The following is a 19,512-nucleotide window of genomic DNA, read 5'->3' as shown; positions in this document are numbered from 1 at the left end:
GAATCAAACGTACGTTTGAGAGTACGCCTGCCGGGCCGTGCGGGTCAATCCGCGAACCGCCCCCGCCTGCAGCCGGCTTGCGCTTGAGCTAGAATCTGTCAAGATTTCGTGTGCTAAGTCAGTCATTCCGGACGGCTTTAGCCGTAAACTCCCATCCAGGGGGCCCGTAGGGGGTCCTGGCACACCTTTCCCGTCTCACACTTTCCCGGAGCAACCGTATGGCGCTGGAGCGCACCCTTTCGATCATCAAGCCGGACGCCGTGAAGAAGAACGTCGTCGGTGAAATCCTTGCCCGCTTCGAGAAGGCCGGCCTCAAGGTCGTGGCCGCGCGCATGGCGCAGCTGAGCCGCGCCGAAGCCGAAGGCTTCTATGCCGTGCACAAGGAGCGTCCGTTCTTCAAGGCGCTGGTCGACTTCATGGTCTCCGGCCCGGTCATGATCCAGGTGCTGGAAGGCGAGGGCGCCATCCTCAAGAACCGCGACCTCATGGGTGCCACCAACCCGAAGGAAGCCGCTGCGGGCACGATCCGCGCCGACTTCGCCGAATCGATCGACGCCAATGCCGTCCACGGCTCCGATGCCGCCGAGACCGCCGCCGTCGAGATCGCCTATTTCTTCCGCACGACGGAAGTCGTCTCGCACTGAGTCATGCCGTGAACACGCCTGCCGAAAAGGTCAACCTGCTCGACTTCGATCGCCAGGGGCTGCGCGATTTCTTCGCCCAGCTCGGCGAGAAGCCGTATCGTGCCGAGCAGGTCATGAAGTGGATCTACCACCGTCTCGAAAGCGATTTCGAGAAGATGACCGATGTCGGCAAGGCGTTGCGCGAGAAACTCAGTGCCAGCTGCTACGTGGGGCCGCCGAAAACCGTTTTCGAGAAGGGCGCGGTCGACGGTACCCACAAGTGGCTGCTGGGCATGGATGGCGGCAACGCCATCGAGACGGTGTACATCCCGGAGCCGACCCGCGGCACGCTCTGCGTGTCCTCACAGGTCGGCTGCGCCCTGAACTGCCAGTTCTGCTCCACGGCCACGCAGGGCTTCTCCCGCAACCTTTCGACAGCCGAGATCATCGGCCAGGTCTGGGTCGCGGCCAAACACCTCGGCAACGTGCCTCACCAGCAGCGCCGCATCACCAACGTGGTGATGATGGGCATGGGCGAGCCGCTGCTGAACTTCGACAACGTGGTCAAGGCCATGAGCCTGATGCGCGACGACCTGGGCTTCGGCCTGGCCAGCAAGCGCGTCACCCTGTCCACGGCCGGCCTGGTGCCGATGATCGACCGCCTGTCGGCCGAGAGCGACGTGTCGCTCGCGGTGTCGCTGCATGCGGCCAACGACGAGTTGCGTACCGAGCTGGTGCCGCTGAACAAGCGCTACCCGCTGGCCGAGCTGATGGCTGCCTGCGAGCGCTACATCCAGCGCGCGCCGCGCACGTCGATCACCTTCGAATACACGCTCATGAAGGGCGTGAACGACCAGCCCGAGCACGCGCGCCAGCTCATCAAGTTCATGCGCCGCCTGCCCGGGGCGAACAAGGTCAACCTGATCCCGTTCAATCCGTTCCCCGGTACGCGTTTCGAGCGCTCGGGGCAGGACGAGATCCGTGCGTTCCAGACCCAGCTGCTCAATGCCGGCGTGCTCACGATGCTGCGCCGTACCCGTGGCGACGACATCGACGCCGCGTGCGGGCAGTTGAAGGGGCAGGTCGTGGATCGCACCCGCCGTCAGGCGGAATTCCGCAAGAAACTCGGAGAGGGAGTGGTGAATGCGGCTTGAGCGGTGGGGGTTGGTGGCGGTGCTCGCCTTGGCGTGTGCCGGCTGCGTGGGGGACGGCTCGGGGCTTCGGCCCACGTCGGCCGCCGACGATCGTGCCAAGGGGGCCGAGGTCCATACCGAACTGGGCCAGCGCTACATGCAGAACGGCGACCTCAAGGGCGCCATGGAAAAGCTCCAGAAAGCCCTGCAGTTCGACCCGAAATACGTGCCCGCGCACACCGTGATCGCGGTGCTCTACGAGCAGATCAACGACCCGGCCAACGCCGAGCTGCACTACCGGAAGGCCGTGGAGCTCGACCCCAAGAAGGGCTCGGTCAACAACAACCTCGCCGTATTCCTGTGCAAGGAACATCGTGCGGCCGAGGCGAAGCCCTATTTCGACCGTGCGCTCGCCGACCCTTTCTACGAAACGCCCAGCCTGGCCATGACCAATGCCGGTACCTGCCAGCTGCAGTCGCAGGATTACGACGCCGCGGAGGCCTATTTCCGGAAGGCGATCGACCGTAATCCCAATAACGCGGACGCCCTGTATCAGATGGCGCACGTGTTGTACCTTAAGAACGATGCATTCCGGGCGCGTGCCTTCCTGCAACGCTACGAGGCGCTGGGGGCGCCGAGCCCGGAATCGTTGAAGCTCGGTCACGATATCGAGCTCCGTCTGGGCAACGGGGAGGGTGCCCAGGACTACGCCAAACGCCTGCGCGAAAGGTTCCCGGATTCGGATCCCGCGCATGCTCTCGATGCCACCGCACGTCAATGACCACAGTATCTTCGAATTCTTCCGGTCGGGACGGACGCGAACAGGACGTGTTCGCCGGGCTCGAGCCGAACGCTGACAGGGAACACGCCATGGATCCCCAACTCGACGTCCCTGCCGACGAGGGCCGGGTGCTGATCGACCACGCCGCGGCCACCGCCGGTTTCGGTGCCCGTCTGCGCGCCGCCCGCGAGGCCCGCGGCTACAGCATCGAGGCCTGCGGCCAGACACTGCGTCTGCCCACCCGCCTCCTGCGCCAGCTCGAGGCCGGGGAGTATGGCGGCATCGATTACCAGGTCTATCTGGCCGGTTACCTCACCAAGTACGGGCGCCACGTGGGCGTGGACGAGGAGGCCATCCAGGCCGAGCTCGCCCGTCACACGCCACGACAGCCGGAACTCGTCGTCACCGGCGGGGTGTCCCATTCGCGTTATCTGTTCGAGCGCTACCTCACCGCAGCCACCTACGTGGTGCTGACGGCGGTGATCGTGGTGCCGATGGTGTGGCTGGGCGTGCGCGGCACGCTCGACCGCGACATGGCGCGCCTGTCGCCGCTCGACGCCACCCCGGTGGCACAGCAGGACGCCCCCGCGGCGTCCTCGTCGAGCGCCGCCAGCGTGGCCGCCGCCACCGAGCGGAAGCCGGCCTCGGCGCCCGCCGAACCACGTGCCGAGGACCAGCAGCCGCTCCTCGCCTCGATGGCCATGTTCCCCCCGCTGGACCACGCGACGGCGAACAAGGCCCCGCTGGCGTCCGCCGCGCCGGCGCCCGAGGCCGTCTCGGCACAGCAGGGAGGCCACAGCCTCACGCTGAACCTGCCGTCCGCCAGCTGGGTCGAGGTCACGGCCGCCGACGGTTCGCGCCTGGAGTACGGCATCCTGCCGGCCGGCACGCAGAAGTCGTACCGCAGCGATTCCCCGCTCGACGTGCGCATCGGTAACGCCAATGGCGCCCAGGTGTCCATCGACGGCCAGCCGGTGCAGCTCGACACCTTCCGCCGCGCCAACGTGGCCCGTTTCCGCGTCGACGTTCGCGACGGCAAGGCCTCTCCGGTCGCTTTCTGATCCCTTCGGCACGCCGCGCGCATGGCGCGCGGCGCCGCCCGCCCGTGCTTTTCGGGTATCCTTGCCTATTGATCCGTGCCGCCGTCACCGATGGCCGGCGCGGGCTCGTTCCCTCCCTCGGTTTGCTGCGCGGAGCGCAGTGGGTGATTGCATGGCATTCGACGTATACGACGATTACGAACAGGGCGAACGCGTCCAGCAGTGGCTGCGCAAGAATGGCGTGTCCATCGCCGTGGGCATCGGCCTGGGCCTGGCGATGATCTTCGGCTGGCAGCAGTGGAAGTCGCACCGCGCGAACCACGAGCAGGCCGCCGCCTCGGAGTACTCGGCGTTGCAGCTCGCCGTCGCGCAGAGCCGCGGCAACGAGATCGACATGCGTACCGAAACCCTCCTGAAGGACTACTCGGACACCGCCTGGTCCGTGTTCGCGGCTGGCGAACGGGCGCAGCGCAACGTCATGGCCGGGCAGTTCGACAAGGCGCAGGGCGATCTCGACTGGGCCAAGGCCCACGTCAAGGACCCCTCGTTGAAGGCGCTGGTCGAACTCCGCGACGCCCAGTTGAAGTACGCGCAAGGCAAGCCGCAGGAGGCGATCGCCGCCCTCGATGCCATGCAGGGCAAGTCGTTCGTGGCGCTCTCGCAGGAACTCCGCGGCGACGCGCTGGTCAAGCTGGGTCGTCCCGACGATGCGCGCAAGGCCTACCAGGCCGCCATCGCCGCCATGGGCGACAGCGCACCGCAACGCGGTGTGGTCCAAACCAAACTCGATGATCTGGCCGTGGCCGGGAAGCAGGGTGCATGAAACGTTTCTGGGCAATCGCGTTGACTTCGTCGCTGGTCGTTCTGGCCGGCTGCCACTCGTTCAAGAAGGAAAACGTCGAACCGCCGACCCCGCTCGACAAGAAGTTCGAGCCCACGCTGAAGGTCGATCGCGTGTGGAAGTCCAGCATCGGTGACGGCGCCGCCGAGTCGGGCGTGCGCATGCGCCCGGTGGTGTCCGACGGCGTGCTCTACGCCGCCAGCACCGACGGCAAGATCGCCGCGTTCGACGCGTCCACGGGCAAGAAGCTCTGGTCGAAGAGCACGCGCCAGCATGGCTGGTTCGGCTGGGGCGATTCCAAGCGCGAGGATGCGCGCTTCTCCGGTGGCCCTGGCGCCTCCGGCGACCTCGTGGCCATCGGCACGCTCGACGGCCACCTGTACGGCATCAACGCGAAGGATGGCGAGCGCCGCTGGGCGGCCGAGGTGTCCTCCGAAGTCATCACCGCCCCGGTGATCGTGGGCGACCTCGTGGTCATCCGCTGCAACGACGGCCGCGTCTACGGTATCGATGGCAAGACCGGCGAGCGCCGCTGGGTGTACGACCAGTCGCAGGTGCCGCTGCTCAGCCTTCGCGGCAACGGCCGCCTGCTCGTCGCCAATGGCGTGGTCTTCTTTGGCAGCGACGCCGGCAAGCTCGTCGCCCTCCGCCTGGACAACGGCGAGAAGCTCTGGGAGCAGACCCTCGCCACCGGCGAAGGCCGCACCGAGATCGACCGCCTGTCCGATGCCGACGGCGCCCTCGTGCTCGACGGCAGCACGCTCTACGGCTCGGCCTATCACGGCCAGCTCACCGCGATCGACGGCCCCAGCGGCCGCCCGCTGTGGAACCATGCCCTGTCCACGTTCACCTCGCTCGACGTGCGCGGCAATGCCGTGTTCGGCGTGGACGACGTGGGCCAGGTGGTCGCCTACGACAAGTCGGGCGGCGCCAACATCTGGAAGCAGGACGCCCTGAAGTACCGTTGGCCGACCGGCCCGGCGGCGCAGGGCAACTACGTCGTGGTCGGCGACCTCGACGGCCATATCCATTGGCTCGACGGCAGCAACGGCAAGATCGTGGCTCGCGAGCGCCTGTCCAAGAAAGCCATTCGTGCCCAACCCCTCGTGGTGGGCGACACCGTTTACGTCGAGGATGTCGAGGGCCATATCGGCGCCTACCGCATCCCGGCGAACTGATCCAAGGAATGATGTACCCCCATGTTGCCCGTCGTCGCCCTGGTCGGCCGCCCCAACGTCGGTAAGTCGACCCTCTTCAACGCGTTGACGCGCAGCAGGGACGCCCTTGTCGCCGACATGCCCGGCGTCACCCGCGACAGGCACTACGGTGTCTGTCGTCTCGCTCCCCGGCCCTTCGTGGTCGTGGACACGGGCGGCCTGTCCGGCAGCGACGAAGGTATCGAAGGTCTCACCGCCCAGCAGGTCCGCGCCGCCATCGCGGAAGCGAACCTGCTCGTCTTCGTAGTCGACGCGCGCGAGGGCATCCTGCCGCTCGACGCCTCGATCCTCACCGAGCTTCGCCGCAGCGGCAAGCCCATCATCGTCGTGGTCAACAAGACCGACGGCGTCGACGAGGCGGTGGCGCTGGGCGAGTTCGCCTCGTTCGGCATCGCCGAGACCCTGCCGGCATCGGCGGCGCACAGCCGCGGCGTCGACACGCTCGTGGCGAAGGCGCTGCCGTACCTGCCGGACGATCGGGACGACGATCCCGCCCTCGAGGACCAGGGCATCCGCGTGGCCATCGTCGGCCGCCCGAACGCCGGCAAGTCCACGCTCATCAACCGGCTCCTGGGCGAAGATCGCCTCATCGTGTCGGACCTGGCGGGCACCACCCGCGATCCGATCCGCGTCCCGCTGGAGCGTGACGGCCGCCGTTACACGCTGGTCGACACCGCCGGTGTGCGGCGCCGCTCGCGCGTGGAAGAGGCGGTGGAGAAATTCAGCGTCATCAAGACGCTGCAATCCATCGCCGCCTCGCAGGTCACCATCGTGATGATCGATGCACGGGAGAACCTGGCCGACCAGGACCTCACCCTCATCGGCCACGCCATCGAGGAAGGTCGCGCCCTGGTCATCGCCGTCAACAAGTGGGACGGCATGGACAGCTACCAGCGCGAGCAGACGCAGAAGGCGCTCGAGCGCCGGTTGCAGTTCGCGGAGTGGGCGAAGACGGTCTTCATCTCGGCGCTGCACGGCTCGGGCCTGCGCGAACTCATGAAGGCGGTGATCCGCGCCCACGCCGCGGCGACGAAGGAGCTCACCTCGAGCGAACTCACGCGCACGCTCGAGAAAGCTTACGAGGCCTACCAGCCGCCTCTGGTGCGAGGCCATGCGCCGAAGCTGCGCTATGCGCATCCGGGTGGCTCGAATCCGCCCACCATCGTCATCCACGGCAGCCGTACGAAGCACATCGCCCCGGCGTATCGTCGCTACCTCGAAGGTTTCTTCCGGAAGCGTTTCCGCCTGGAAGGCACGCCGGTCCGCATCGATTTCCGCGACGGCGAGAATCCCTTCGCCGGCCGCAAGAACGTGCTGACGGAAGGGCAGCAGCGCCGTCGCCAGCGCATGATCCGGAACGCGAAGCGCCGCGAAAAGTAAGCGAGCAGGGAAGCGTGCCGACGCGCGCAGGATGGCCCGCGGCAGGGCCGTTCCGCGCACGCTTCCCACAGCCTTTGCGGTAAGGTGTGCAGAGCACCCGCAGGAGCCGGACATGACCGAGGACCTCCACCGCGACCTTTGGCTTGCCGACATCCGCTCGAAAGTGAACGAGGTGGCGGCCACCGAGGCACTGGCCCGGCAGTTGGGCGGCGCCTTGCTGATCGACGTGCGCGAGGACAACGAGCGCGCCACCGGCATGCCGGCGGGCGCCCTGGGACTCTCGCGCGGCTTTCTCGAACTGCGCATCGAACAATCCGAGCCCGATCGTCAGCGCGAGATCCTCGTGCTGTGCGGCAGCGGCCAGCGCTCGCTGCTCGCCGCCGAGGCCTTGCTGCGGATGGCGTACCGGCGGGTGTCGTCGGTCGCCGGGGGCATGGGCGCGTGGAAGGCCGCCGGGTTGCCGGTAACGGCCGGCGCGCTCGATGCGGACGCGGCGGAGCGTTACGCGCGCCAGGTCCTGTTGCCGCAGGTTGGCGAGGCGGGGCAGGCGAAGCTCGGTGCCGCGCGGGTGGTCGTGATCGGTGCCGGCGGCCTGGGCGCTCCCGCATTGCTTTACCTGGCCGCCGCCGGCGTGGGTCACATCACCCTGGTCGATGACGATCGCGTCGAACGGTCCAACCTGCATCGGCAGGTGATCCACGCCGATGCCCGGGTGGGACTGGGCAAGGCGGAATCGGCCCGCATGACGCTGGCGGCCCTGAATCCGCGCGTCCGTGTCGACATCGTCGCCGATCGCCTCCGCGCCGATAACGTCGAGGCCTTGATCCGCGGGCACGATGTGGTGATCGACGGCGCGGACAATTTCGCCACGCGCTACCTGCTGGCGGCGGCGACGCGCCGGCTTGGCATGCCCATGGTCTATGCGGCCATCGAGCGGTTCACCGGCCAGGCGAGCGTCTTCGACCCGCGCCGCGAGGATTCGCCATGCTACCGCTGCCTGTTCCCCGAGCCGCCTTCGGCGGCCGATGCGCCGAATTGCAGCGAGGCGGGCGTACTGGGTGTGCTGCCGGGGCTGATCGGCCTGGTACAGGCCACCGAAACGACGAAGCTGCTGCTTGGCATCGGCCAGCCGCTGGTGGGGCGCCTGCTGACCTACGACGCGCTGGGCATGCGCTTTCGCGAACTGGCCTTGCGCCGCGATCCGCATTGCCCAGGCTGCGGGGAGGGCGCCCGGTTCGATGGTTACGTCGATCTCGAACGGATGTGCGCCGCGGCGGGGTGATGCGCCCGTCGGCGGGTTCGCGAGTCCTTACGAAGCGATGATCCCAAGGTCGCCGGTGACCACCGAATACATGGCGCAGTCCAGAGACTTATCTCTGACAATCAATCGCTTGCGAAGCATTCCTTCGAAAACACCTCCAAGCCGTTCAGCCGTCCGCCGGCTAGGCAGGTTGTGTTCCGCGACGACGATCTCCAGCCGCGACACCTTGACGGCGGCGAAGGCGAACCCGATCGCCAGTCGTCCCGCGCGGGTGGCGACCCCTCGCCCCTGCTCGGACTGGCGCACCCAGTAACCCAGGTTGGCGAAGCGATGCTCCTTGTTCCGCTGGTTCACGCCCATGCCGCCAAGCAGCCGGCCCGTCACCGCATCCACGATCAGCATTTCAAAGCCGTCCGCCAGCAGCCAGGATTTCCGGGCGTCCTCCATCCAGGCTTCGGCATCGGCGATCGCGTACCCGGCGTGGCACCAGTCCTGCCAGCGCCCGACGGTATCCACGGATTCGCGCACCGCCTCGGCCAGCGCGTCGGCATCCCCCCGGCGATGCGCGCGCAGCGAAACGACGCCGTCGGTGAGGCCGGTCGGATAGGGAAGGGTATCGATGGTCATGCATCCATTCTAACGATCGGCGATAATGCGCCGCTTTCCGCACGGCGACATTCCATGACCGCACGCATCCTCGACGGCAAGCGCATCGCCCAGGAGCTTCTCGACCACATCGCCGGCCGCGTGAAGAAACGCATCGCCGACGGCAAGCGCGCGCCGGGACTGGCCGTGGTGCTCGTGGGCGACGATCCGGCGTCGGCGGTCTACGTGAAGAACAAGCGGCGCGCCTGCCAGCACGTGCATTTCGAATCGTTCGGCTACGACCTGCCGGCATCGACCACGCAGGACGAACTCTTCGCCCTCATCGACAAGCTCAACGCGGATCCCTCGGTGCACGGCATCCTCGTCCAGTCGCCGCTTCCCGGGCATATCGACGAGGACGCGCTGGTCGACCGCATCGATCCGGGCAAGGACGTCGACGGCTTCCAGGCGGTGAACGTGGGCCGTCTCGCGCTGCGTCGTTTCGGCCTGCGGCCTTGCACGCCGAAGGGTGTGATGACGCTGCTGGGCCATACGGATCGTCCCGTGCGCGGCCGCCACGCGGTGATCGTCGGTGTTTCCAACCATGTCGGCCGCCCTCTGGCTCTGGAGCTGTTAATCGCAGGCTCTACAGTTACTTGCTGCCATAAGTTCACGCAGGACCTCGCGGGCTTCGTCCGCCAGGCCGACATCCTCGTCGTGGCGGCGGGCAAACCCGGGCTGGTCAAGGGCGAATGGGTCAAGCCGGGCGCCGTGGTCGTGGACGTCGGCATCAACCGCCTCGAAGACGGCCGCCTGGTCGGCGACGTGGAATTCGCGCCGGCGGCCGAACGCGCGGCGTGGATCACACCCGTCCCGGGCGGCGTCGGCCCGATGACCGTCGCAACGCTGATGGAAAACACGCTGGAAGCCGCCGAAGCCATCGACGGCTGAGACCTGGCCGCCGCTATGGCGGCTCCTACGACGGCACGCTATAATGCCGCGATTTACTCGCGGGACTAATGCTATGCGCATCCTTGCCGAGGCACTCACTTACGACGACGTGTTTCTGGTTCCCGGCCACTCCACGGTTATGCCGCGCGACGTGGACACCTCGACGCGCTTCACGCGCGGTCTCCGCCTGAACATCCCCATCGTGTCCGCCGCCATGGACACCGTCACCGAGGCCCGCCTCGCGATCACGATGGCGCAGAACGGCGGCATCGGCATCATCCACAAGAACATGACGTTCGAACAGCAGGCCGCCGAAGTGCGCCTGGTCAAGAAGTTCGAAGCCGGCGTCATCCGCAACCCCATTACCGTGCGTCCCGACACGTCGATCGGCGAAGTGCTCCAGCTGACCCGCGCGCACAACATCTCCGGCGTGCCGGTGGTCGACGGCGAGAAGCTCGTCGGCATCGTCACCAGCCGCGATCTGCGTTTCGAGCGCAAGCACGACGACCCCGTTCGCAACATCATGACCCGCGAAGACCGCCTGGTCACGGTGGGCGAGGGGGCCTCGCACGACGAAGTGCTGCAATTGCTGCACAAGAACCGCATCGAGAAGGTTCTCGTCGTCAACGACGGCTTCCAGCTCCGTGGACTCATCACGGTGAAGGACATCCAGAAGGCCCGCGACAATCCGAACGCCGCCAAGGACTCGCACGAGCGCCTCGTGGTCGGCGCCGCGGTGGGCGTGGCCGGCGACACCGAGCAGCGTGTCGAAGCGCTGGTCGACGCCGGGGTGGACGTCATCGTGGTCGACACGGCTCACGGCCATTCGCAGGCCGTGATCGAGCGCGCGGGCTGGGTGAAGAAACGCTACCCGCAGGTGCAGGTCATCGCCGGCAACATCGTCACGGGCGAGGCGGCGCGCGCGCTGCTCGACGCCGGCGTCGATGCGGTGAAGGTCGGCGTCGGTCCGGGCTCCATCTGCACCACGCGTATCGTCACCGGTATCGGCGTGCCGCAGATCACCTCGATCGACCTCGTCGCCACCGCGCTGAAGGGCGAGATCCCGCTCATCGCCGACGGCGGCATCCGCTACTCCGGCGACATCCCCAAGGCGCTGGCCGCCGGCGCGTCCTCGGTGATGCTCGGTTCCATGTTCGCCGGTACCGAAGAAGCGCCGGGCGAGGTCGAGCTGTTCCAGGGCCGCTCGTACAAGAGCTACCGCGGCATGGGCTCCATCGGAGCCATGCAGCTGGGCTCCAAGGACCGCTACTTCCAGGACGAGGCGGACGCCGACAAGCTGGTGCCGGAAGGCATCGAAGGTCGCGTGCCGTACCGCGGTCCGCTGCGCAACATCATCCACCAGCTGATCGGCGGCCTGCGTGCCTCGATGGGCTACATGGGCGCCGCCACGGTGGAGGAGATCCATGCCAAGGCCCAGTTCGTGAAGGTGACCGGCGCGGGCGTGCGCGAAGCGCATCCGCACGACATCCAGATCACGAAGGAAGCACCGAACTACCGCCTGGACTGACGCCTCCGGGCGCTCGCTCCAGGTGACCCAGGACGCCCGCCCCAAACGGGCGTTCTGCTTTTCAGCATTTCAAACGGCAGGCTGCCACGATGACCGACATCCATAGCGACAAGATCCTCATCCTCGACTTCGGTTCGCAGTACACGCAGCTGATCGCCCGCCGCATCCGCGAAATCGGTGTCTACTGCGAAGTCTGGGCGTGGGACCATGCGCCCGACGACATCCGCGGCTTCGCGCCGCGCGGCGTCATCCTCTCGGGCGGCCCCGAATCGGTCACCGAGGACGAGTCCCCGCGCGCCCCCCAGGTGGTGTTCGACCTGGGCGTGCCGGTGCTCGGCATCTGCTACGGCATGCAGACCATGGCCGAGCAGCTCGGCGGCAAGGTCGAGGCAGGCCATCATCGCGAATTCGGTCCGGCCACGATCACCTTCGGCAACTGCTCGCTGTTCGAGACGGTGGTGGCGGACGGCGAATCGCTGGGCGTGTGGATGTCGCACGGCGACCGCGTCACCGCCATCCCCGACGGTTTCGCCGTCACCGCGTCCACCCCGAGCCTGCCGCTGGCCGGCATGGCGGACGAGAAGCGTCGCTTCTACGGCCTGCAGTTCCACCCGGAAGTGACCCACACCAAGCGCGGCATGGAGCTGCTGCGCCGTTTCGTCGTCGACCTCTGCGGTTCCGCCACGCTGTGGGACGCCGCGCACATCATCGACGACGCCGTGGCGCGTGTACGCGCACAGGTCGGCAGCGACCGCGTGCTGCTGGGCCTCAGCGGCGGCGTCGATTCCTCCGTGGTGGCCGCGCTGCTCGAAAAGGCGATCGGCGACCAGCTCACCTGCGTCTTCGTCGACACCGGCCTGCTGCGCTACCAGGAAGGCGACCAGGTCATGTCGACCATGGCCGAGCACATGGGCGTGCATGTCATCCGCGTGGACGCGAAGAAGCGCTTCTTCGACGCGCTGGCCGGCGTGGAAGACCCGGAAGCCAAGCGCAAGGTCATCGGCCGCCTGTTCGTCGACGTGTTCGACGAGGAATCCGCCAAGCTCGAAGGCGTGAAGTGGCTGGCCCAGGGCACGATTTATCCGGACGTCATCGAGTCGGCCGGCAGCAAGACCGGCAAGGCTCACGTCATCAAGAGCCACCACAACGTCGGCGGCCTGCCGGAGCACATGAAGCTCAAGCTGGTCGAGCCGTTGCGCGAACTGTTCAAGGACGAGGTGCGCCGCATCGGCGTCGAACTCGGCCTGCCGCGCGAGATGGTTTATCGCCATCCGTTCCCCGGCCCGGGTCTGGGCGTGCGTGTGCTGGGCGAGGTGAAATCCGAGTACGTGGATCTGCTCCAGCGTGCGGATGCGATCTTCATCGAGGAGCTTCGCAACCATGGTCTGTACGACCGGGTGAGCCAGGCGTTCGCCGTGTTCCTGCCGGTGCGCTCGGTGGGCGTGGTTGGCGACGGGCGCGCCTACGAGTGGGTGATCGCACTGCGCGCCGTGGAGACGATCGACTTCATGACGGCGCATTGGGCGCACTTGCCGTATGACTTCCTTGATAAGTGTTCGACTCGTATTATCAATGAGTTGCGTGGTATTTCTCGTGTTGTTTATGATATTTCGGGGAAGCCGCCGGCGACGATCGAGTGGGAGTGATCCCCGCGTCTGGAATAGGCTGGCACTGGCTGGCATAAAACAACAAGAAAGACATTGATTATCAAAGCTTTTTCTTTTCGGCATCATCTGGCACTGAAAAGCGCCCCAAGCACGGTTTTTTTCATGGCATTTAGCACCTGAGCAGTTGGGCGAGGCCAAGAAGCTGCTCGCGGAGCGGAGGGGAAGTCGCCGGCCAAGGAGGAGGCTCGGGATAAAGCGGTAAGGCTGGCATTGTGGATAGTAAGTTTTAGGCGTGCAATTTGCCGGTTTGTACGGTATAGTTCCGTACAAAGGAGCCTGCCATGACTGCCGTTGCCGCCCGCCTCGATCTTCGCATTGAACCCCGCGACAAGGATCGCATTGCTAAAGCCGCCGCTTTACGCGGTATGGCGGTGTCGGCCTTCGTCCGTGAAGCCGTGCTGCGCGAAGCAGACACCACTATCGCGGCCGATACGGTTGTCACGTTGTCTGAGCAGGAGTCGCGCCGCTTCCTTGCAGCGCTGGACGAGCCTTTCCGCCCCAATGATCGCCTGAAGAAGGCGATGGATGCCGCCGCTCGCCTCACTCAGCGCTGATACGCATGGCGCTGACTTTCGCGGTTCTTGATGGCCGCCTTCATGACCGCGCCAGCTTCACCTGTGGTGTAACGGCGCTAGACGACTACCTGCGTCAGCGCGCCGGGCAGCATCAGCGCGACGGCATCGCTACCACCCATGTCTTGATCGACGACGAGCAGCCAACGCGCATTTTGGGCTACTGCGCACTGTCAGCGGCCCAGCTCTACCTGCATGAGCTACGTGACGAGGATCGCAAGCGCTTGCCGGCATACCCCGTGCCTGCGATGCGGGTAGGGCGGTTGGCTGTGTCGCAATCGGAGAAGGGCAAGGGGTACGGCCAATTGCTGCTGGGGCATGCTGTCAACCTGGCCCTCTCCGTACGGAAGGCCATGGGGGTGCGTGTGCTCGTGGTGGACGCCAAGGATGCACAAGTGGTGGCCTTTTACGAAGGCTTTGGTTTCCAGCGTACGGCTAGTGATTCGATGACGCTGTATTTGCCCATTTCCAAGCCTCCTCAAGGTCCTCAGCCTTTCCCGAGGCAATAGTATCCCGCCGTGTAGAATCGACGGATTGATTTCTGTCGCTAGGGAAGGAAGGTGAGTCAGCACGATCTGTTCGGCGCCGCTCCGGCACCGGTAAGCGCCCCACGCCCGGCCAGGCTGGCCGCACAACCACGGCACACGTGGTTTTTTGCGCTGCGTCCTTCCATGGACGACGCCCACCGTATCCATGCGTTGGCGGGGGACCTGCTCGCTTCCCATGGCATCCCGGGAAAGCGTCACGATCCGGAGCGTCTGCACATCACCCTCGATCTGGTCGGGCACGATGTCGACGACACCGTGGTGTCCGCGGCCTGCTATGCGGCGGACACGATTTCCTTGCCGTTCTTCCACATTCGTTTCGAAGCCGCCATGAGCTTCACCGGCCCGCTGGTACTGGTAGGCGGGGAGGGCACGGAACCGGTTCGCAAACTGCGTACCGAACTGGGTTGTGCGCTGGCCGATCGTGGGTTCAAGCCGCCACGCGCCTACGAGCCGCACATGACCCTGTGCTACGACGCACAGCGCCGTCTGGCCAAAACCCCCATCGAACCCATCGGCTTTCGTGCCGAGGAGTTCGTCCTCATCAAGAGTCACGTGGGTTTTTCACGCCACGAAGTCCTGCGGACGTGGCGGTTAGCCGGCTAGTTGCACGGACTTTCCGGGTTGCCAGGGTCAGTGATGCGGGTCTGCCCTGGCAAAGTGCGCCATCTGGTCCGCGTGGGCCTTCTTAAAGGACGGGCGATCGATGGCGCGCTGCATGTAGCCGCGACAGGTGGGATAGTCGTTCAGCCCATCGAAACGTTCGACCAGGCGGAACACGTCCGCCATGAGGATGTCGGCCACGGAGAAATTGCCGGCCAGCCATGTGCGTTCGGCCAGGACCTTCTCCATGCGATCGAGACGAAGCTTCACGAAGGAATCCAGTTGTTTCCCTCCGGGCGAGTCGAACGTGTCGCCCCAGAAATGGAACAATCCCCATGGCAGGCTCGCCATCTCCACCGAGTTGAGTGCGGCGAGCGTCCATTCGCGGACTTCGTTGCGGCCGCGCGGATCGGTCGGCATGAGCTTGTCGCTCAACTCCGCGAGGTGGAGCAGGATGGCGCCGCTTTCGAAAATCGAGATGTCGCCATCGGTCAGCCAGGGAATCTGGCCGAAAGGCTGGTGCGAAAGGTGATCCGCGCCCCTCTTGTCGAAAGGCACGCTTTCGACCCGATAGGGCAGGCCGGCTTCTTCCAGTGCCCAGCGAACGCGCAGATCGCGCACGAAGCCGCGCGGCATCTCGGGAACCCAGTCGAAGGTGATGAGGGTAAGGTCGGCCATCAGCGATCTCCCATGAACATGGATAGTTTGTCGAGGAAGCCCTTCCAGCCGGCCTCGTGGCTTTCACGCGCGGCTTCGTCCGGAAGCTGTTCGTGGATCAGCGTGACTTCTGTGCCGCCATCCAGGGGCTTGAGCAGGATCGTCACCAGCGACTCCCGTTCCGGGCTGCCGGCCCATTCCCAGGTGAAGACGAGCTTTTCGTCGGGAACGATCTCCCGGTACACGCCGGTAGGGTTGTGCTCGCTGCCGTCCAGCAGGCGGAACACGATATTGAAGCGTCCGCCGGGTCGCACATCCGCCTCGGCACGGAGTGTCGGACCCGCGTCGGGACTCCACCACTGGATCATGAGTTCGGGCTTCGTCAGCGCGGCGTAGATGGTGGCGGGCTGCGCCTTGATCCGGCGTACGAGGGTCAGACTTGGAAGCGTCTCGGTCACGGCAGTTGGTCCTTTTCCACGAAGGCGGCGAGTCGATCGAGACTGGCGCTCCAGAAGCGCTCGTAGCGTTTGAGCCATTCCATGGCCTCGCGCATCGTCTCGACGGAGAGACGGACCGACACGGTGCGGCCCGCCTTGGTGCGCGTGATCAATCCGGCATCCGCCAGGACATCCAGATGCTTCATGATGCCGGGCAGCTTCAGCGACAGCGGCCGGGCAAGTTCGCTCACCGACACGCCGGGCTCCGATTCGAGCCGAAGCAGGATGGCCCGCCGGGTGGGGTCGGCCAGGGCGGCGAATGTGCGGTCGAGGGGCGCGGAATGATACTTCACCATTTGGCGAAGTATTCCTCATGGGGCCGGAAGCGTCAACCTTCCCGGACGATGACAATGCTGCGGATGCGCTCATGCGGCGCGACCAAAGTGACATGACGATTTTTTTCCGGAAGCGGATGTCGATTTCCGGGTTGCTCGTTCGTCGTCCCAGTAACAGGCTGATGCGGCCTGGCCCATCGAGGAGAAAGACATGCGCGTCATGGTGTTCGTGAAAGCCACCGAAGATAGCGAGAAGGGCTTCGTCCCGACGCCGGAGAGCAGGCAGATGCTGGAAGACATGGGGCGGTTCAACGACGAGTTGGTGAAGGCGGGCGTCATGCTCGCAGCCGATGGTCTGAGGCCATCCTCGGCGGGCAAACGCGTGGCGTTCAACGGTGACAAGCGAACGGTCAGTGACGGTCCATTCACCGAGGCCCGCGAACTGGTCGCCGGCTATTGGCTCTGGGAAGTCAAGGACATGGACGAAGCGGTCGAGTGGGTGAAGCGTTGTCCCAATCCGCAGGTGGGCCCGAGCGTGATCGAGATCCGTCCGCTGTACGAACTGGAAGATCTGATGGCGGATATCGGGCCATGACCGGCCGGACCGCCCCCAAGGACATCCTTCCCCCGTCACGAAACGCCTGGAGGAGTATCACGATGACCATCACCATTACCGCATTTGAACGTTCGCCCGATGGCGGCAAGGGCCTGGCGCGCGATACCCGCGTTCGCTGGGCGCTGGAGGAAACCGGTCGGCCTTACGACGTCCGTTTCGTATCGTTCAAGGCGATGAAGGAGCCGGCGCACCTCTGCGTCCATCCCTTCGGTCAGATTCCCACCTATGAGGAAGGCGGCCTTTGCCTGTTCGAGACGGGTGCCATTGTCTTTCATCTCGCCGAAAACCATGCCGGTCTGCTGCCGCGCGAAGGCGATGCCCGTGCACGGGCAATCACCTGGATGTTCGCCGCGTTGAGCACGATCGAGCCACCGATCCTGGAACTGCAGACCGCCATGTTCGGCGAGGGCGACAAGCCGTGGACGAAGGAGCGCCTGCCGCTGGTCCGTGACCGCATCCGCCAGCGGCTGGGTCAGCTCTCCGATCGGCTTGGCGATTCGGAGTGGCTCGACGGCGCATTCAGCGCGGGCGACCTGCTGATGGTGTCGGTGCTGCTCAGGACGCGGCCGTCGGGGATACTGGACGAGTTTCCGAACCTCGCCGCGTACGTTGCGCGAGGCGAAGCGAGGCCCGCCTACCAGCGTGCGTTCGCGGCGCAACTGGCCGTCAACGCGGCTTGAGCCATCCTGGGGAAGGGCGGCCTTATGGGCCGCCTATCAGGCCCACCGCGTTGTCGTGAAAAATGAGCTTCTGTTCGGCGGGGGTGAAGCCCATGGCGAGCACGGCGCGCTTGGCGTCCAGCGGCGTGTCTACCGGCCAATCGGACCCGAAGAGGAAATGGTCCACGCCGATCTGTCGAATGGTCCAGACGAGTTGGGCTTCGTCGGGCGAACCGTGCAGCGCCACGGCGATGGCGGAAAGATCGAAGTACACGTTTCCGCCAAAGCCCATTTTGCGCACTTCCGTGAAGGCCAGCGTTTCGCGGAAATGGGTGAAGCCCATGTGCGCCAGAATGAACTTTGTCTTCGGATGCTGCAGCGACAGCATCAGGAATTTGCCCAGTTCGGCGGGGTCCGTGGGCTTGTAGGAATCGAAAAGAACGGCAAGACCCTTCTGCCCGCAATGCGCCACGACGGTGGCGACGGCCGGATCCGAAACATCGAAGTTCTGCGTGTTCGGATGGAGCTTGATGATTTTTACCCCCAGCCCCGCCAGGCGATCCAGCTCGTCGAGTGCGAGTTGCCCATCCGCGGGGTGTACCGATGCGATGGGGAAGAAGCGCCCCTTGCTCTGCCTGGCCGAAGCGATCACGGCATCGTTCTGGGCGCGGGTCTTCGCCATGTCGCCGGCGCCGGCGATGACGATGAGCGCGCTGCGCGTCACCCCGGCTTCGTCATCGAATTTCTTGATGGGGTCGGGGCCGGAGGGTTGGTCCGGTTTCAGCGCATCGTTTTCGCCGTAGCGGACATGGGCATGCGTATCGATGATGGGCCCGGTATAGGCCTGCGGCGAGGTTGCATTCGCCACCATCGGTATCGCGGACGCCAGCAGAGCGAGAATCCCATATCGAACGAAGCAAGCAGAGCCCATTGCTTTCCCCCTTTAGCCGCCGTTTTCACATGATGATCGATTTTGGCATATGCAGGAAGCCCTCATAATGTGCCGGAAATCCGGCTCGCGAAAGAGCGGCATGGGTCTCTGTTGCGGCGTCGCCATCGTCAGGCTGCTGCTCGGGTTTCTCCGTATTTCGGCGACTTTGTTATGAACTGAGCGCAACGACGAAGTCGAGGAATGCTCTCGATTTCGCCGGCATGTGTTGCCGTGTCGGCAGGTACGCATACAGCGGGAACCGCTCGTCCGGCCAATCGGGGAAGAGGTTGACCAGGCGGCGTTCGCGAATCAGGGGGGCGGCCGCCAGCGAAAGCATCTGGGCGATGCCCACGCCCGCCACACAGGCATGAACCAATGCGCCGGGGTCGTTCACCGTGAGCTTTCCATGGGTCTCGACCGCGAGCTTCCTGCGCTTGCGGTGGAACTCCCATGCGAAGGGCCGGCCGGTTTCCGGATCGCGGAATTCGAGGCAGCGATGTTTCCCGGTGCCCAGTTCCCGGGGATCTTCCGGGCGGCCATGGCGGGCGAGGTAGGACGGCGCGGCGACCGTCACGACGGACGTATCCAGCAATTTCCGCGCAACGAGGCTGGACGACCTCGGCTCGCCGAAACGCAGGGCCATGTCGAAGCCCTCCGTCACCAGGTCGCCCAGGTGATCGCGTGCGATGAATGCAAGCGACAGATCGGGGTGGTCGTCCATGAATCGCGCGAGCGGGGCACCCAGCAGGAAACCCGAGGTCACCGGGTCGAGGTTGATACGCAGTGTCCCGCGCACGGCGGCCGTGCCGCCGGCCGCCGCCGTCGCGGCTTCCTCCATGCCCCACACGTGCGGCATCACCTCGTCGTAGAACCGGCGGCCTTCTTCGGTGAGGGACACGGAGCGTGTGGTCCGGTTGAACAGCCGGATGTTCAAGCGCCGTTCGAGGCGGGCGATCGACCGGCTGACCCCGGGCGGCGAGATGCCGATGGCCTCCGCCGCCGCAGTGAAGCTTCCCGCGTCGACGACGGCGGCGAAGACGCTGATGCCGCTGGAAAGGTTTTCGCGGGTGGGAGGCATGGGATTAGTAACTTCGTGTCATTGAAGTAGTGACATTTATAGCATTTTGTTTTCCTTCGTTCTTGCCCACCA

Annotated in this window: 22 protein-coding genes; 16 read left to right on the top strand and 6 right to left on the bottom strand. The window is 65.5% G+C overall.

All coding sequences use genetic code 11. From position 1 onward, the window contains the following. Positions 1-218: 218 nt before the first annotated feature. The 8 genes from ndk to moeB all read left to right on the top strand — a co-directional run bounded on the left by ndk (position 219) and on the right by moeB (position 8,297). Positions 219-644: a nucleoside-diphosphate kinase gene (gene ndk, locus HBF32_RS04835; RefSeq protein WP_166698526.1), complete on the top strand. Its 426-nt coding sequence runs from the start codon at positions 219-221 to the stop codon at positions 642-644. Beyond that, positions 641-1,777, top strand: a complete 1,137-nt coding sequence (gene rlmN / locus HBF32_RS04830; protein ID WP_166700431.1) for a dual-specificity RNA methyltransferase RlmN — start codon at positions 641-643, stop codon at positions 1,775-1,777. The genes ndk and rlmN overlap by 4 nt, the downstream gene beginning before the upstream one ends. Beyond that, the gene (gene pilW, locus HBF32_RS04825; RefSeq protein WP_166698525.1) at positions 1,767-2,537 is read left to right on the top strand and encodes a type IV pilus biogenesis/stability protein PilW; all 771 of its coding nucleotides are present in this window, start codon (positions 1,767-1,769) and stop codon (positions 2,535-2,537) included. The genes rlmN and pilW overlap by 11 nt, the downstream gene beginning before the upstream one ends. 89 nt (positions 2,538-2,626) lie before the next feature. After that, positions 2,627-3,598 carry a helix-turn-helix domain-containing protein gene (locus tag HBF32_RS04820; RefSeq protein WP_166698523.1) on the top strand — a complete coding sequence of 324 codons (972 nt, stop codon included), beginning with the start codon at positions 2,627-2,629 and terminating at the stop codon, positions 3,596-3,598. A gap of 151 nt (positions 3,599-3,749) precedes the next feature. Then, complete coding sequence (locus tag HBF32_RS04815) at positions 3,750-4,400, top strand: YfgM family protein (protein WP_166698521.1); 651 nt, start codon at positions 3,750-3,752, stop codon at positions 4,398-4,400. Then, positions 4,397-5,596 carry an outer membrane protein assembly factor BamB gene (gene bamB / locus HBF32_RS04810; RefSeq protein ID WP_166698519.1) on the top strand — a complete coding sequence of 400 codons (1,200 nt, stop codon included), beginning with the start codon at positions 4,397-4,399 and terminating at the stop codon, positions 5,594-5,596. Before HBF32_RS04815 ends, bamB begins: the two co-directional genes overlap by 4 nt. 21 nt (positions 5,597-5,617) lie before the next feature. Next, the gene (gene der / locus HBF32_RS04805; protein WP_166698517.1) at positions 5,618-7,015 is read left to right on the top strand and encodes a ribosome biogenesis GTPase Der; all 1,398 of its coding nucleotides are present in this window, start codon (positions 5,618-5,620) and stop codon (positions 7,013-7,015) included. Positions 7,016-7,127: 112 nt separating this feature from the next. Continuing rightward, the gene (gene moeB, locus HBF32_RS04800) at positions 7,128-8,297 is read left to right on the top strand and encodes a molybdopterin-synthase adenylyltransferase MoeB (RefSeq protein WP_166698515.1); all 1,170 of its coding nucleotides are present in this window, start codon (positions 7,128-7,130) and stop codon (positions 8,295-8,297) included. A gap of 27 nt (positions 8,298-8,324) precedes the next feature. Here moeB and HBF32_RS04795 read toward each other — a convergent pair whose 3' ends face one another. Further along, on the bottom strand, positions 8,325-8,903 hold the full coding sequence (locus HBF32_RS04795) for a GNAT family N-acetyltransferase (protein WP_166698513.1): 579 nt from the start codon (positions 8,901-8,903) through the stop codon (positions 8,325-8,327). Between the two features lie 54 nt (positions 8,904-8,957). Between HBF32_RS04795 and folD the strand changes: the two genes are divergently transcribed. From folD to HBF32_RS04765, 6 genes are all read left to right on the top strand, one after another. Further along, positions 8,958-9,812: a bifunctional methylenetetrahydrofolate dehydrogenase/methenyltetrahydrofolate cyclohydrolase FolD gene (gene folD, locus HBF32_RS04790; protein ID WP_166698511.1), complete on the top strand. Its 855-nt coding sequence runs from the start codon at positions 8,958-8,960 to the stop codon at positions 9,810-9,812. A gap of 73 nt (positions 9,813-9,885) precedes the next feature. Next, entirely contained in the window at positions 9,886-11,340 is a 1,455-nt protein-coding gene (gene guaB / locus HBF32_RS04785) for an IMP dehydrogenase (RefSeq protein WP_166698509.1), read from the top strand. Between the two features lie 89 nt (positions 11,341-11,429). Further along, positions 11,430-12,986: a glutamine-hydrolyzing GMP synthase gene (gene guaA, locus HBF32_RS04780; protein ID WP_166698507.1), complete on the top strand. Its 1,557-nt coding sequence runs from the start codon at positions 11,430-11,432 to the stop codon at positions 12,984-12,986. Positions 12,987-13,288: 302 nt separating this feature from the next. Further along, complete coding sequence (locus HBF32_RS04775) at positions 13,289-13,561, top strand: type II toxin-antitoxin system TacA family antitoxin (RefSeq protein WP_166698506.1); 273 nt, start codon at positions 13,289-13,291, stop codon at positions 13,559-13,561. 5 nt (positions 13,562-13,566) lie between these two features. Continuing rightward, positions 13,567-14,088 carry a GNAT family N-acetyltransferase gene (locus tag HBF32_RS04770; protein WP_166698504.1) on the top strand — a complete coding sequence of 174 codons (522 nt, stop codon included), beginning with the start codon at positions 13,567-13,569 and terminating at the stop codon, positions 14,086-14,088. Positions 14,089-14,139: 51 nt separating this feature from the next. Further along, a complete protein-coding gene (locus HBF32_RS04765) occupies positions 14,140-14,730 on the top strand; it encodes a 2'-5' RNA ligase family protein (RefSeq protein WP_166698502.1) in 591 nt (196 codons plus the stop codon). Between the two features lie 27 nt (positions 14,731-14,757). Here the strand turns inward: HBF32_RS04765 and HBF32_RS04760 are convergent, their stop codons facing one another. From HBF32_RS04760 to HBF32_RS04750, 3 genes are read right to left on the bottom strand one after another with little or no spacing between them, the layout of a single operon-like run. Next, positions 14,758-15,405, bottom strand: coding sequence for a glutathione S-transferase family protein (locus HBF32_RS04760; RefSeq protein WP_166698500.1), 648 nt, complete (start codon positions 15,403-15,405; stop codon positions 14,758-14,760). Beyond that, positions 15,405-15,842: an SRPBCC domain-containing protein gene (locus HBF32_RS04755; RefSeq protein WP_205287701.1), complete on the bottom strand. Its 438-nt coding sequence runs from the start codon at positions 15,840-15,842 to the stop codon at positions 15,405-15,407. Before HBF32_RS04755 ends, HBF32_RS04760 begins: the two co-directional genes overlap by 1 nt. Further along, positions 15,839-16,177, bottom strand: a complete 339-nt coding sequence (locus HBF32_RS04750) for an ArsR/SmtB family transcription factor (RefSeq protein ID WP_166698496.1) — start codon at positions 16,175-16,177, stop codon at positions 15,839-15,841. The genes HBF32_RS04755 and HBF32_RS04750 overlap by 4 nt, the downstream gene beginning before the upstream one ends. Before the next feature lie 190 nt (positions 16,178-16,367). Here HBF32_RS04750 and HBF32_RS04745 point away from each other — a divergent pair, with 190 nt between their 5' ends. Further along, a complete protein-coding gene (locus HBF32_RS04745) occupies positions 16,368-16,751 on the top strand; it encodes a YciI family protein (protein WP_166698494.1) in 384 nt (127 codons plus the stop codon). A gap of 62 nt (positions 16,752-16,813) precedes the next feature. Then, positions 16,814-17,452, top strand: a complete 639-nt coding sequence (locus HBF32_RS04740; protein WP_166698492.1) for a glutathione S-transferase family protein — start codon at positions 16,814-16,816, stop codon at positions 17,450-17,452. 22 nt (positions 17,453-17,474) lie between these two features. Here HBF32_RS04740 and HBF32_RS04735 read toward each other — a convergent pair whose 3' ends face one another. Then, a complete protein-coding gene (locus HBF32_RS04735; protein WP_166698490.1) occupies positions 17,475-18,302 on the bottom strand; it encodes an amidohydrolase family protein in 828 nt (275 codons plus the stop codon). Positions 18,303-18,531: 229 nt separating this feature from the next. Further along, positions 18,532-19,440 carry a LysR family transcriptional regulator gene (locus HBF32_RS04730; RefSeq protein ID WP_166698489.1) on the bottom strand — a complete coding sequence of 303 codons (909 nt, stop codon included), beginning with the start codon at positions 19,438-19,440 and terminating at the stop codon, positions 18,532-18,534. Positions 19,441-19,512 lie beyond the last annotated feature (72 nt).

The sequence above is a fragment of the Luteibacter yeojuensis genome (genome assembly GCF_011742875.1).
Taxonomy (GTDB): Bacteria; Pseudomonadota; Gammaproteobacteria; order Xanthomonadales; family Rhodanobacteraceae; genus Luteibacter; species Luteibacter yeojuensis.
This window is presented reverse-complemented; position numbering and strand designations above follow the sequence as displayed.